Annotated in this window: 13 protein-coding genes, 1 tRNA gene and 1 pseudogene; 11 read left to right on the top strand and 4 right to left on the bottom strand. The window is 59.4% G+C overall.

Annotated features, from left to right (window positions below; translation table 11 throughout):
• Window positions 1–140: 140 nt before the first annotated feature.
• Both rpoD and FE840_RS15905 read left to right on the top strand, forming a co-directional pair.
• The gene (gene rpoD / locus FE840_RS15910) at window positions 141–2,207 is read left to right on the top strand and encodes an RNA polymerase sigma factor RpoD (protein ID WP_138286476.1); all 2,067 of its coding nucleotides are present in this window, start codon (window positions 141–143) and stop codon (window positions 2,205–2,207) included.
• 155 nt (window positions 2,208–2,362) lie between these two features.
• Window positions 2,363–3,391 carry a DUF930 domain-containing protein gene (locus FE840_RS15905; protein ID WP_138286474.1) on the top strand — a complete coding sequence of 343 codons (1,029 nt, stop codon included), beginning with the start codon at window positions 2,363–2,365 and terminating at the stop codon, window positions 3,389–3,391.
• A 27-nt stretch (window positions 3,392–3,418) separates the two neighbouring features.
• On the opposite strand, the gene FE840_RS15900 is transcribed toward FE840_RS15905, so the two are convergent.
• A complete protein-coding gene (locus FE840_RS15900; RefSeq protein ID WP_171033673.1) occupies window positions 3,419–4,018 on the bottom strand; it encodes a LysE/ArgO family amino acid transporter in 600 nt (199 codons plus the stop codon).
• Between the two features lie 84 nt (window positions 4,019–4,102).
• On the opposite strand from FE840_RS15900, the gene FE840_RS15895 reads away from it, so the two are divergent.
• A complete protein-coding gene (locus FE840_RS15895) occupies window positions 4,103–5,005 on the top strand; it encodes a LysR family transcriptional regulator ArgP (RefSeq protein ID WP_138286472.1) in 903 nt (300 codons plus the stop codon).
• A gap of 68 nt (window positions 5,006–5,073) precedes the next feature.
• On the top strand, window positions 5,074–5,439 hold the full coding sequence (locus FE840_RS15890) for a nuclear transport factor 2 family protein (RefSeq protein ID WP_138286471.1): 366 nt from the start codon (window positions 5,074–5,076) through the stop codon (window positions 5,437–5,439).
• A 3-nt stretch (window positions 5,440–5,442) separates the two neighbouring features.
• Here FE840_RS15890 and FE840_RS15885 read toward each other — a convergent pair whose 3' ends face one another.
• Window positions 5,443–5,901 carry a heme-degrading domain-containing protein gene (locus tag FE840_RS15885; protein WP_138286469.1) on the bottom strand — a complete coding sequence of 153 codons (459 nt, stop codon included), beginning with the start codon at window positions 5,899–5,901 and terminating at the stop codon, window positions 5,443–5,445.
• A 97-nt stretch (window positions 5,902–5,998) separates the two neighbouring features.
• Between FE840_RS15885 and FE840_RS15880 the strand changes: the two genes are divergently transcribed.
• The 6 genes and pseudogenes from FE840_RS15880 to FE840_RS15855 all read left to right on the top strand — a co-directional run bounded on the left by FE840_RS15880 (window position 5,999) and on the right by FE840_RS15855 (window position 9,938).
• Window positions 5,999–6,415, top strand: a complete 417-nt coding sequence (locus FE840_RS15880) for a secondary thiamine-phosphate synthase enzyme YjbQ (RefSeq protein ID WP_138286468.1) — start codon at window positions 5,999–6,001, stop codon at window positions 6,413–6,415.
• 216 nt (window positions 6,416–6,631) lie between these two features.
• A pseudogene (locus FE840_RS21115) lies at window positions 6,632–7,072 on the top strand (stalk domain-containing protein); the annotation flags it as partial.
• Between the two features lie 401 nt (window positions 7,073–7,473).
• A complete protein-coding gene (gene pelA, locus FE840_RS15870; RefSeq protein ID WP_246318792.1) occupies window positions 7,474–8,208 on the top strand; it encodes a pectate lyase in 735 nt (244 codons plus the stop codon).
• A gap of 183 nt (window positions 8,209–8,391) precedes the next feature.
• Window positions 8,392–8,796, top strand: coding sequence for a hypothetical protein (locus FE840_RS15865; protein ID WP_138286463.1), 405 nt, complete (start codon window positions 8,392–8,394; stop codon window positions 8,794–8,796).
• Between the two features lie 474 nt (window positions 8,797–9,270).
• Complete coding sequence (locus FE840_RS15860) at window positions 9,271–9,573, top strand: hypothetical protein (protein ID WP_138286462.1); 303 nt, start codon at window positions 9,271–9,273, stop codon at window positions 9,571–9,573.
• 29 nt (window positions 9,574–9,602) lie between these two features.
• Window positions 9,603–9,938: an ATPase inhibitor subunit zeta gene (locus FE840_RS15855; RefSeq protein ID WP_138286461.1), complete on the top strand. Its 336-nt coding sequence runs from the start codon at window positions 9,603–9,605 to the stop codon at window positions 9,936–9,938.
• Between the two features lie 2 nt (window positions 9,939–9,940).
• Here FE840_RS15855 and FE840_RS15850 read toward each other — a convergent pair.
• Window positions 9,941–10,016, bottom strand: a tRNA-Ile gene (locus tag FE840_RS15850).
• A 316-nt stretch (window positions 10,017–10,332) separates the two neighbouring features.
• Here FE840_RS15850 and FE840_RS15845 point away from each other — a divergent pair.
• Window positions 10,333–11,070 carry an SIMPL domain-containing protein gene (locus tag FE840_RS15845; protein WP_171033677.1) on the top strand — a complete coding sequence of 246 codons (738 nt, stop codon included), beginning with the start codon at window positions 10,333–10,335 and terminating at the stop codon, window positions 11,068–11,070.
• A 67-nt stretch (window positions 11,071–11,137) separates the two neighbouring features.
• On the opposite strand, the gene FE840_RS15840 is transcribed toward FE840_RS15845, so the two are convergent.
• Window positions 11,138–12,394 carry an AGE family epimerase/isomerase gene (locus FE840_RS15840; RefSeq protein ID WP_138286458.1) on the bottom strand — a complete coding sequence of 419 codons (1,257 nt, stop codon included), beginning with the start codon at window positions 12,392–12,394 and terminating at the stop codon, window positions 11,138–11,140.
• Window positions 12,395–12,497: the final 103 nt, after the last annotated feature.

The following is a 12,497-nucleotide window of genomic DNA, read 5'->3' as shown; positions in this document are numbered from 1 at the left end:
GCCGCCATGCCCTTGGTTAATCAGGAATTAAGCACCATTCCGTTAGGTCAGTGAAGTTCTCCGCGCGGGTGGAGCCAGTGTTCCATCCGCCTTCCAGCGGTGTGCGGAATGTTGATATGTCAGGGAAAGCAGCGAGATAAATGGCATCCAAAGTCAAAGAAAACGAAGAAGCCGACAGCGAACGCGACGGCGCGCCGGACGGTCCGCTTCTCGACCTTTCGGATGACGCGGTCAAAAAGATGATCAAGGCCGCCAAGAAGCGCGGCTATGTCACCATGGATGAACTGAATTCGGTGCTGCCGTCGGAGGAAGTGACCTCCGAGCAGATCGAAGACACCATGTCGATGCTTTCGGACATGGGCATCAACGTCATCGAGGATGAAGATGCCGAAGATGCGACGGCATCCGAAGAGGCTGACGGCGACGAGGATGGTGACGCCGAAGGCGGCGAACTGGCGACGACATCGGGCACGGCACTTGCAACCGCGAAGAAGAAAGAGCCGACGGATCGCACCGATGACCCGGTGCGCATGTATCTGCGCGAAATGGGCTCCGTGGAGCTTTTGTCGCGTGAGGGCGAAATCGCGATTGCCAAGCGCATCGAGGCTGGCCGCGAGACGATGATCTCCGGCCTCTGCGAGAGCCCTCTGACCTTCCAGGCGCTGATCATCTGGCGCGACGAATTGAACGAAGGCACGACGCTGCTGCGCGAGATCATCGATCTCGAAACCACCTATTCCGGTCCGGAAGCCAAGGCGGCGCCGCAGTTCCAGTCTCCTGAAAAGATCGAGGCAGACCGTAAGGCTGCCGAAGAGAAGGAAAAGGAGCGCGCCAAGCGCCGTCCTCAGGCTGCTGCCGGCGATGATGACGACATCACCGCCATCGGTGGCGAAGGCATGCCGCAGGAAGAGGAAGAAGAAGACGAGGACGAGAGCAATCTCTCTCTGGCAGCCATGGAAGCGGAGCTTCGTCCGCAGGTCATGGAGACGCTCGATCTCATCGCCGACACCTACAAGAAGCTGCGCAAGCTGCAGGACCAGCAGGTCGAGGCCCGTCTTGCCTGTGCCGGCACGCTGTCCTCCGGTCAGGAGCGCCGCTACAAGGAGCTGAAGGATCAGCTGGTGACGGCGGTCAAGTCGCTGTCGCTCAACCAGAACCGTATCGACAGCCTGGTCGAGCAGCTCTACGACATCAACAAGCGCCTCGTGCAAAACGAAGGCCGGTTGCTGCGTCTGGCCGAAAGCTATGGCGTCAAGCGCGACAGCTTCCTTGAGCAGTATTCGGGTGCCGAGCTTGATCCGAACTGGATGAAGTCGATCGCCAATCTGTCGGCCCGTGGCTGGAAGGATTTTGCCCGCGAGGAAAACCAGACCATCCGCGATATCCGCCAGGAGATCCAGAACCTGGCAACCGAGACCGGCATTTCGGTCACGGAGTTCCGCCGCATCGTGCATATGGTGCAGAAGGGCGAGCGCGAAGCGCGTATCGCCAAGAAGGAAATGGTCGAGGCAAACCTGCGTCTCGTCATTTCCATCGCCAAGAAGTACACGAACCGCGGGTTGCAGTTCCTCGATCTCATTCAGGAAGGCAATATCGGCCTGATGAAGGCGGTCGACAAGTTCGAGTACCGCCGTGGCTACAAGTTCTCGACCTATGCGACCTGGTGGATCCGTCAGGCGATCACCCGCTCGATCGCCGACCAGGCCCGCACGATCCGTATTCCGGTTCACATGATCGAGACGATCAACAAGATCGTCCGCACATCGCGCCAGATGCTGCACGAGATCGGCCGCGAGCCGACGCCGGAAGAACTGGCCGAAAAGCTGGCCATGCCGCTCGAAAAGGTGCGCAAGGTCCTGAAGATTGCCAAGGAACCGATCTCGCTTGAAACCCCCGTGGGTGACGAAGAGGATTCGCATCTCGGCGATTTCATCGAGGACAAGAACGCGCTTCTGCCGATCGATGCCGCCATCCAGGCGAACCTGCGCGAGACCACCACTCGCGTTCTCGCCTCGCTCACGCCGCGTGAAGAGCGCGTCCTGCGCATGCGCTTCGGCATCGGCATGAACACCGACCACACGCTCGAAGAAGTCGGCCAGCAGTTCTCGGTCACCCGCGAACGTATCCGTCAGATCGAGGCGAAGGCGCTCAGAAAGCTGAAACATCCGAGCCGGTCGAGGAAGCTGCGGAGCTTCCTGGATAGCTGAGGCTGTCAGGTATCGAAGACAATCAGGACCCGGCGGGAACACTCCTGCCGGGTTTTTCTTTTACCCTCAGATGGCCTTGGTATCGTCTTCACCCTTGATCCGGCCATGATTTGTGTCCACATCCGGCATTGATCATCGGCACAGCACTCAACTTCATGCGCGCAAGATTCAAGACAGGCTGGAAGAAGCTCGGCGGGAGCATTGCGATCTCGCTGGCGCTGCATGGCGTTGTGGCTCTTGCGCTGCTTGTGACGCTTTCGGTGCCCGAAATGGATCAGCAACAGGAAGAAGATGTGGTGGAGGTAACGCTGGTGCCGCCTCCGCCCGCACCGGAAGACACCTTGCCTGAGGAGGAACCGGTAGCCGAGGAGGCTCCGCCAGAGGAAGAAGCGGCTCCTGAGGAAGAGGCGCTGGAGGTTTCTCCCCCCGAAGAGCCGGCGGTGGAAGAGGCTCAGCCGGAGGTGCCGCTTCCGGAAGAAGAGGTTGAGGTTGCAGAGGCCGAGCAGAATGGGGCGGCGGGTGCTGAGGATGGCGTGCCCTTTCCGGTGCTGAGGCCCGTTTTTCAGTTCGGCGAGGAGGAAAGCGGTCCCGAGGTTTCACCGGACGGCAATGCGCCCGAACTGGCTCAGACGGAAGAAGAGCCTGCGCCGACTGAGGAACCCTTGGCTGAGCCCGTTACGCCTCCGCAGGACATAGCGGCGCTCGATGACGGAGAGGTTGTTTTGCTGCCGGAGATGCTGCCGGAGCCCGCCGAAGCGGACCAGCCGGCAGCGGAAGCGGAAAACAAGACGCCTGAGCCGCAGGAGACTGTTCCTCCCTTAGAACTGACAGAGGCGAGAGAGCTGTTTTCCACCACGATCAGCGACAATCCCGCAGCGGTTACCGCAATGGGTGACATGCCGAGGTCACTCAGGGGCAGTGAGCTTTGCACAACGGAGCTGCGCGAGCAGCTCAGGAACGCGCCGACCCGGTATGTGCTGGAGCTTTTGCCGGCCTACCGGCTGGAGAGCGGTAATCAGCTTGATGTGCGTGATGCGGCGTTCAAGGCGAACGGCCAGTGGTACAATGTCGCCTTTCGCTGCACCGTCGATGATGATGCCATGCGGGTTCTGGGCTTTGCGCTGACGATCGGTGACGCTATTCCGCCCTCTCAATGGCAGGAGCGCGGTTTCCCGATGAACTGAGCATACTGAGCATGGTGCTCGTGCTGATCACCGCAGCAGGCTTGCGGCAATCGTCAGCATGACCAGAGCAATGCCGACATCCAGAATGCGCCAGGCGATCGGGCGGGCAAAGAGCGGTGCAAGCAGTCTTGCGCCGAAACCAAGCGAGAAGAAGAAGGTGAACGAAGCCGTCACCGCGCCAAGGCCGAAGGCGAAGCTGTGTTCGCTGTAGCGCAGCGAGATGGAGCCAAGCAGGATGACCGTGTCCAGATAAACATGGGGATTGAGCCATGTGAGCGCGAGCGCGGTCAATATCGCTTCACGCTGGCTGATGACGGAGCCGAAGGCAGCGTTCAGGGCATTGCCGCCCCGATAGGCTGAAAGCAGGCTGCGAAAGGCATAGAAGGTCAAGAATGCGGCCCCGCCGTAGCGCATCGCCGGTACCAGCCAGTCCATACGCTCCATGATGGTGCCAAAGCCGGCCACGCCCAGCGTGATCAGCATTGCGTCTGACAGGGCGCAGACCAGCACGACGGCCAGAACATGCTGCTTCTGCAGGCCCAGTTTCAGAACGAATGCGTTCTGTGCGCCTATTGCAACGATCAGGCTCAGGCCGAGAAAAAAACCGGCGGTCAGGGCAAGGATCATGGTCAACTCCCGTTTCCGGCTTTGACTAGTGGCTCAGGGCAAATTAGAAAAGCTAATAAAACTGTTCCGAGATAAGATTCTCTAATGATCGATGCGGCCCAACTTGCGGCACTGGCGGCTGTTCTTCGGCTCGGCAGCTTTGACAGGGCGGCCCGACAGCTTGGTGTGACGTCCTCGGCTATTTCACAGAGAATTCGGCTGCTCGAAGAGCGTATCGGCGCGGTTCTGGTGATCCGCAGCCAACCCTGCGAGGCAACCGAAACAGGGCTTCGGGTGCTGCGCCATGCCGAGGAGGTTGGACTGCTGGAGCAGGCCTTGCGGCGGGAATTGGGGCTGGTCGAGGAGATTGCGACGCAGGTGACCGTAAGGCTCGCCGTCAATGCCGACAGTCTGGCAACCTGGTTCATCGACGCCATGGCAGAGACGCCGGATTTGCTTTTTGATCTCGTGCTTGATGATCAGGATCACAGTGCAGACTGGCTGAAGCGAGGCGAGGTGCGGGCAGCGATCAGCAGTTCGCCCCATGCTGTTCAGGGCTGTGACTGCCTGCCGCTTGGTGCGCTTCGCTATGTGGCAACGGCCAGCCCAGCCTTTGTTGAACGCTGGTTTCCGGCGGGCAGGGTGACGGTGGCCAGCATGACAAAGGCGCCGGCACTTGTCTTCAACCGCAAGGACAGGCTGCAGCAGCAATGGACGGCGCTGGTCCTGGGTGAAGCTTCGGTCGGCCCCTGCCACTGGCTTCCCTCGTCGCAGGCCTTTGTCGATGCCGCCGTGGCCGGGCTTGGCTGGGGCATGAACCCGGAAGGCCTCGTGCGCCCCTTGATCGATCAGGGGAGGCTGGCGGCGCTGTTGCCGAAAACTCCGCTGGATGTGCCGCTTTACTGGCATGTCAGCCGCTCGGTTCAGTCGGTTTTGAGGCCGCTGACCAAGGCAGTCACGAAGGCGGCAGGACGTCATTTGCGACCGATTGAGAAGACCGGACCATGAGCGCTGTCTCTTGCTACCCTTGCCGTTGCTTGTTCATTTGCTTATGTGCCTCCTGAAAGGAGACTGCGATGACATTGACAGAAGAGGTCGAAATCATCCTGGCCGCAATCAATCGCCGCGATGCCGACCATTGGATTTCCTTTTTTGATGATGAGGCGGTTCTGGACCTGCCTGAAGGCCGACGGGTGGTTGGTCGCGACAGTCTGCGTGACACGCTTTCGACCCTTGTTCTGAAGCACGATCTTGGGCTGGAGGACACCGTTCTGATGGTGGACGGCGCCGGCTTCCGGGTTGCCGTCGAATGTACGATCAGCGGCAGGGGCGGGGATAGGCGCACGTTCTCATTGCCCGCGGTCCTGGTGTTCGAGCGTGAAGATCACCTCATCACGCGGCTGAGCTGGCTCATGTCGACGCCGCTGAACGCTGAAGGATAGCAGTCACCCCGCAAGGGTTCTTTCAAGAACCTCGACGATCATGGCGTGATCCTCTTCCGACTTCAAGCCGGAGACGGTGATGGCGGCGATAACGCCTACGCCTTTAACGCGCACCGGGAAGCTTCCGCCGTGATCTGCGTAATCGAGCGGATCTATCCCAAAGTCAGGCCCCAAGCTCCGGTTCTTCAGGCGATTGCTTTCCCCGACCCTCAGCGACGCCTTGTGATAGCGAAGCGTCGTATTGCTCTTGCGTCTCGCCCAGTGATCATTATCCGGTGCGGAGCCCGGCAGTGCTGCGTGAAACAGCACGCGGTCGGGGGTGCGGATATTGATGATGACGGGGGCCTTGCTGGCGCGTGCTGCTGTCACCAGAGCAGTACCGATTTCATAGGCTGTTGTCTCATCAAAGCTCTGAAAGACGAGGGTCTTTTCCTGTGCTTCCAGCGTTTCCATCAACGTCATTCTTGCCTCTCAGGGAACAGTTGTCTGTCACGCACCCTATAGTGAGTATCGGTGATCGACTAGCATAGTGGCAACAATTTCAACGCAGGAGGCAGGCATGGCGATGAGTGTGATCACCATTGAGACACGAGGACAGGGGCTTTATGAGTTCACGGATCAGGCCCGTGCCTTTCTGCGCCAGCAGCAGGTGGAGGAGGGGCTCATGACTGCTTTTGTGCGGCATACATCCTGCTCGCTGCTGATCCAGGAAAATGCAGACCCGGATGTGCAGGTTGATCTCAAGGCCTTTTTTCGACGCCTGGTGCCCCCGACCACCGATCCGAGCATGGGCTATATAACCCATCGCGACGAGGGGCCGGACGACATGCCCGCTCATATCAAGGCGGCGATCCTGCCGGTGTCGGTCAACATTCCCCATCAGGCAGGCAGGCTTTTGCTGGGGACCTGGCAGGGGCTTTATCTTTTCGAGCACAGAGATCACCCTCATCGCCGTGAAGTGATCCTACATATCTAGGGAAAACTGAAATCCTGTCATACGGGATCTGGCTGGTTCCCAGAAACCATGCACCTTCGTCACGGGCTCCTCCCTTAAATCTTAGTGTTTTTTGCCAAAAAATCATCTTTATTCTTGCTGCCTTGATCGTTTTATCGCCAATCTTTGCCCATCCGGTGATTTTTTGCTGCTACTCATGCTGGCGATCAGGCAAATTCATACTACAACTTTGGCGTCATGTTATCATACAACATTTGGGAGGATGAGATGTATCATGCATGGACCAAGGGGCTGCGGCTGACACTGCTGGCGAGCATTGTCCATTTCGCAGGGGCGGGGATCGTTCTGGCTGCTGAACCGAGCTTCCAGGAGGGAAAGCTGGTCGAAATCGTCGTCATGGCGAGCGAGCCGATGATGCAGGTGAATGGTGCCTATCATGAACTGATCGATGGGCTTTACGCAGCGCCGCTCGTCGAGGATGAGAAGCATGTCCTTGCCCCACTCGATGACATTCTGGCAGAACTTGGCGGCACTGTCAGCCGCCAGGGTGACGCCATCACCTATGGTCTCGGGGAACGCAGCGTGGCGATGACGATCGGGTCGCAGACGGCCCAGGTCAACGGTGCGGAAAAATCGGCCCCCTTCGCGCCGCGTGTCGAGGACGGGCTTGTCTATGCGCCTTTCGAGTTCGTGATGGAGGGGCTTGGTGCCCGCTATTCCTGGGTATCGTCGCGTCAGCGGGCCGAGGCTCTGTTCCTGCTGCCGGCTGGAAGCCTCTATTCCATTCCATCTGGCAAGCTCCGCATGCGGGATGTCGATGAGAAAGAGGACGCCTGGTTTGCCGGACCGGAGGCCAGGGCCCTGGCTGAGGCATTGATCGCCAATCAGAATGAAGACGGCGGTTGGTTCAAGCTTGGAAGTTCGAGCGATCTTCTGCATGTCGTGAACCGGGAGGCCTATCCGGCGATCAGGCAGAAATCGACGATCGACAATGGCACCACGGTCTTCCAGCTGTCGACCCTTGCAAAATCAATGCGGCCCAACCGGACCCTGCCTTGCAAGCAGCGATCGCTTCCGGTGTGCGCTATCTGCTTGACGGGCAGTATGACAATGGCGGCTGGTCGCAATTCTTCCCGATCCGCAGCGGATACCATGCGCGTATCACCTTCAATGATGATGCCGTTGCCAATGTGCTGCAACTTCTTCGCAACGTAACCGATGAAGAGGGAGACTTTGCTTTCCTTGATCCAGCCCTTCGCGCAAGAGCAGGCGAAGCGCTGGAAAAAGGCATCGACCTCGTCCTGAAGACACAGGTTGTTCAGGATGGGCAAAAAACCATCTGGTGCGCGCAGTATGACGAGGTCTCGCTCGAATGCGCCCGAGGTCGTTCCTATGAACTGGCTTCGCTCAGTGGCGGGGAAAGCGCCAATATCCTTCGCTTTCTGATGAGCTTCAAGACGCCGAGCGGCGACGTTGTCGAGGCCGTCAATTCGGGCGTCGCCTATCTGGCAAGCCAGGCCATCGAGGGCAAGAAGCTTGTACGCCGGGAGGATGCGACGCTTCCCTTCGGTCGAGACCGTATTCTGGTCGATGACGCAGGCTCCGTCGTCTGGCCTCGGTTCATCGAGCTGGGCACGAATCGACCGCTTTATTCCAACCGTGCCGGCGATCGCCTCTATAACTACGAGGAGGTCAGCTATGAGCGGCGTGAACGCTACAGCTGGCTCGTGACCACGCCGCGCGATGTGCTGAACGAGGTTTATCCTGCGTGGCAGAAGCGGCATTCCCCCAATGTCAATGCGCCCAATCCCTGATTTTTGCTTCAACCGGTCGACGGTCAGAAAGGCGGCAGCAATCGCTGCCTTTCTGTTCATCTAGGTGAACTCTGGCTGAACGCGGGATTCGGATGCCGTTCAGTCGCTTCGATCTAGTGTCTTTTCAATCGCTGAAAGAGGCGGGAGGCGGCCCGAGGGCCCAACCCAAGAGGAGACAGAGACATGACCGGTATTCTTCGCAAGGCAGGTATTGCAGCTTTGGTATCCCTGATGGCCGTTACCGGCGTTGCGCCTACGGCCTCGGCAGACAGCTTTGGTTGGGGCGTCTATATCGGCGGTGGCGGCCCGCATATCGAATTTCGTGACGGACCCCGTCATTGGGATCGCCACGGTGATCGCCATCGTGATCGTCATGACGATCGCCGCTGGGATCGTCACGATGACAGACGTGCTCGCGGCGAGTGCCGTCCGCACGACGCGATCGAGAAGGCCCGCTGGACCGGCCTGCGTCGCGCACGCATCCATGATGTAACCCCGCGCAGAGTGGTCATTTCCGGTTTCCGCCACGGTGATTTCGACCGTATGGTTTTCGCCAATGTGCGTGGTTGCCCGGTCATCCGATACTGAGCGAACCTGCCCGATCGGTGACAAAGCGGGTTTCAGATAGCCATGGGAGAAGGAGATTGATGACCCGGTCCCATGGCTTGAAGAGATTTGCACGGACGGATCGCTGTCCGTTCAAGCCTTTTCGACGCGCCCCGTTTTGCGGCGACAGACAGGTTTTGAAAACCTGCCCGGATGTGGCCTGTTGACGTTCTCGTGAAGGCCTTGAAGCCGCCTCAATGGCCCCCCATCTCTCCGCCAACCCGCTGGTCCGGGCCCCTCTGGCAGGAGCCGCCGGTGCTCCTGCGATGTCGGACCGTTTCGACAGCTTTGCCGGCCATAGGACCAATCCGTGCGACGCCATACCCATAACCAGTTTGAGCCGGGTCGTTTCCCGCTCCCTTTGCAGAATCATGAAGCGCGCGGGATGCCCAAGACGCGCTTTCCCGCCATGCCGGGGCGTGAGCTTCATGACAGTCATTCTGGGGAGATCTGCCGATGATCGGTGAATTTGTTGCATCGCTTTTTGCCAGTTTCGTTGTTGAACCCGTTCAGGCGGGCCTGCGAGAGCGCCTTGAAGAGGCCCGCGCGCCGGTCGAGGTGGTGAGCCAAGCCAGCGATTGTCTGGGGACGACGGGGCCGATTCTTCTCGCTCGTGCCGGTGAGGAGCCGTGGTGGGCGGTCACGACGATTGTCAGTGTCGCTGTGGGCTGGCAGACTGCTGCGGAATTGCTGGATGCTGGAAACCCGGCTTGCGGTTCGCTTGCGAATTTTCTCGTCAGCCAGGGGGAAACCGGCTGATGCATTATTTGAACCGCTGGGAGGATGTAATGCCGAATGCCATTGAGAATCAGGCCCCGCCCCATGGTCAGGCGGGAGGCCAAGATCACGACGAAGGCGAGGGGCTTGGCAGTATTCGTGAAAGGCGGAACTTTCTCGCCGGCTATTGGGCCGGCGGCCTCATTGGCTTCAACGGTGCGGACCTCGCCCGCTATGCCCGCGATCTCCACAAGGCTGACCATGTCGTTACCGGCGATAGCGACGTCGTTTCCTGCCTCCACCGCGACCTGACACTCGCCGGCCATCGAATCAGCAAATCTGAGATCGAGAAGAAGCTGAAGGGATTTCACGCCCAGGCTCTCAAGGATACCGGCTGCACGGAATGAAATGGTGGGCCCGGAGGGACTCGAACCCCCAACCAAGCGGTTATGAGCCGCCGGCTCTAACCATTGAGCTACAGGCCCAGCCCGGCGGATTGCCGTCGGGCGGGTAATGGTCACCCCGCACCGTGGGCTTGCGTCTAACGCAAATTCCCAAAGCGGACAAGTCTTCGCCGTGATGGCTTCACAATCGGGTTCCATAGCGAGATGGCGCTGCCGCACAGAGTGTCTGGCGTCCATCGTCGGTTCCGGGCGTGGCCAGTCTGTGAGATCATGTCTCACAGACTATGCTGCATCTTGATGTCGAAAGCGTCGTCAAGAGCGTGCAGCATTCAATCAGGCGGAGCCCCGGACAGTTCCGGCTATAGAAGGGAAAAGGAAACATCGCATGCTGAAGACAATGAGACCCCTGATGCTGGCGACGGCTCTGATCGGCCCGCTGGCGCTGGTCGCCGCCGCTGCGCCCGCTCTTGCAAGTGAGGATGAGATGCGAGAAGCCACGATCATTGTTTCGGGAGAGGGAGAGGCGGCGATTGCGCCGGACATGGCCATTCTCTCACTGTCGGTGGTGCGCGAGGCCGCGACCGCCGAGGAGGCGCTTCGTGCCAACAGTCAGGCCATGGCGGACGTGCTTGCGGATCTGAAAGGGCAGGGCCTTGCCGATCGGGACTTGCAGACGAGCAATTTTTCCGTCCAGCCGCGCTATGAGCAAAAGAAGTCCAGCACCGGTGATTATCAGGCTCCGGAGATCGTCGGTTATACAGTGACCAACGGGCTGACAGTGAGGGTTCGGGACCTGTCGGCGCTCGGCAGCGTCATTGACAGGGCTGTAAAGCTTGGCGTCAACCAGGGCGGTGACATCGTTTTCACCAATGACGATCCGGCAGCGGCAATTGCCGAGGCCCGTCGTGAGGCTGTGGCTGAAGCCATGGAGAAGGCGCGGATCCTGACTGAGGCTGCGGGTGTCAAGCTTGGGCGCGTGATCGAGATTTCCGAGAATTTTGCCGCACCCATGCCACAGCCTGTCTATCGGACGATGGCGATGGCCAAGGACATGGCCATGGAAGCGGCACCGATTGCCTCTGGCGAGAACCGTTACAGCGTGACGGTCAACATGACTTATGCGCTGGATCAATAGGATATTGCAGATCACATGATGCGAAGGCGGTGGGACCTGTCCGCCGCCTTTCTCGTCGTCACCACGATCAGATCTTGAGTGGTACCCCTGCGATCATCTTGGTCAGGCTGCCCTCTGCCGGGAAAAGCGGGATCAGGCAGGCCTGAAGCGCGTGGTAGATGTCTCCCTTGCCCGGGAAGAGGCTGTTTGACGGCTTGCCGTCTTCGGTCAGTTCCTCGTGCCAGCCGCCGAATTCGCGGTCGAGACTGTTGTTTGCGATATAGCTCCAGATCTTGCGATAGCTTTCCTCATGAAAGTCGCTTTCGGCATGCTGGTTGAGGAAATGGGCGGCGGCTGCACCTTCGCAGAGCGGCCACCACAGTTTGGAGCGCTTGTCGGGGCTGTTTGCCCAGTCGAGCGTGTAGAAGAAACCGCCCTTGTCCTTGTCCCAGCCGAGGGCCATGGACTGGAAGAAGAGGCCGCGTGCCGCTTCGGGCATCCAGCCATGGCGCTTGCCGCCGAGCACCCAGAGCTGCAGCAGAAGCCTTGCCCATTCCAGCCAGTGGCCGGGTGTGGTGCCAGCCGGGCGGAACATCTCGTTTGCGTGATAGTAGGTGGGGTCGACGCTCCAGCTTTCATCGAAATGCTCGGCAACCCGGAAGGCTTCCTCGCGGGCGCGGCGGTTGATGATCAGGTCCGCAATGCTTTCCGCCTTGTCGAGATAGTGCCGTTCCCCGGTAACCTCGAAGGCCGCCATCAGGCTTTCGGTCAGGTGCATGTTCGAATTCTGGCCGCGATAACCGGGCACCGGCTGCCAGTCGGCGGAAAATTCTTCTGCAATGGCGCCGTGGTCCTTTTCCCAGAACCGCGTGTCGATCACCTCGGTGATGTCGGCCAGCATCTCGTCTGCCAGCGGGTGGCCCACACATTTCGCCGATGAAGCGGCCAGAAGCACGAAAGCATGGCCATAGCCCTGTTTTGATGAATCGACGGCGCCGGTGTCATCGGCTTGCCAGAAATAGCCACCATGCTTTTGATCACGATGGACATTCCAGAGATAGCGCATGCCATGATCGACAATATCGGCGGCACCCGGTCGGCCGAGCAGGTCGCCGATGGCATAGCAATGGACCATCCGGGCGCTCGCATGGATGCCGCGCACCGGATTGTTCCTGTTGAGGGGCTGACCTTTACGATCGAGGTCGTAGAAGCCGCCCTTGGGATTGAGCGCATTGGTCTGGAAGAAATCAAAAAGGCCGTTCGCTTCGCCGAGCAGCCAGTCGCGATGATAGGGACGGTTGGCCCATAGGGCGTCTGCTTTTGTGGCTTGAGCTTTATCGGGCATGACGTCTCCTCCAAATCGCGCGTGTGTTCAGCTTCTTAAGGATCTTGGACGTGGTTGTCACCGTTCCCCTTCAGCTATGCAGGATTAGAGCGCATGTTGACAT

It is taken from the genome of Peteryoungia desertarenae (assembly GCF_005860795.2).
Classification (GTDB): domain Bacteria; phylum Pseudomonadota; class Alphaproteobacteria; order Rhizobiales; family Rhizobiaceae; genus Allorhizobium; species Allorhizobium desertarenae.
This window is presented reverse-complemented; position numbering and strand designations above follow the sequence as displayed.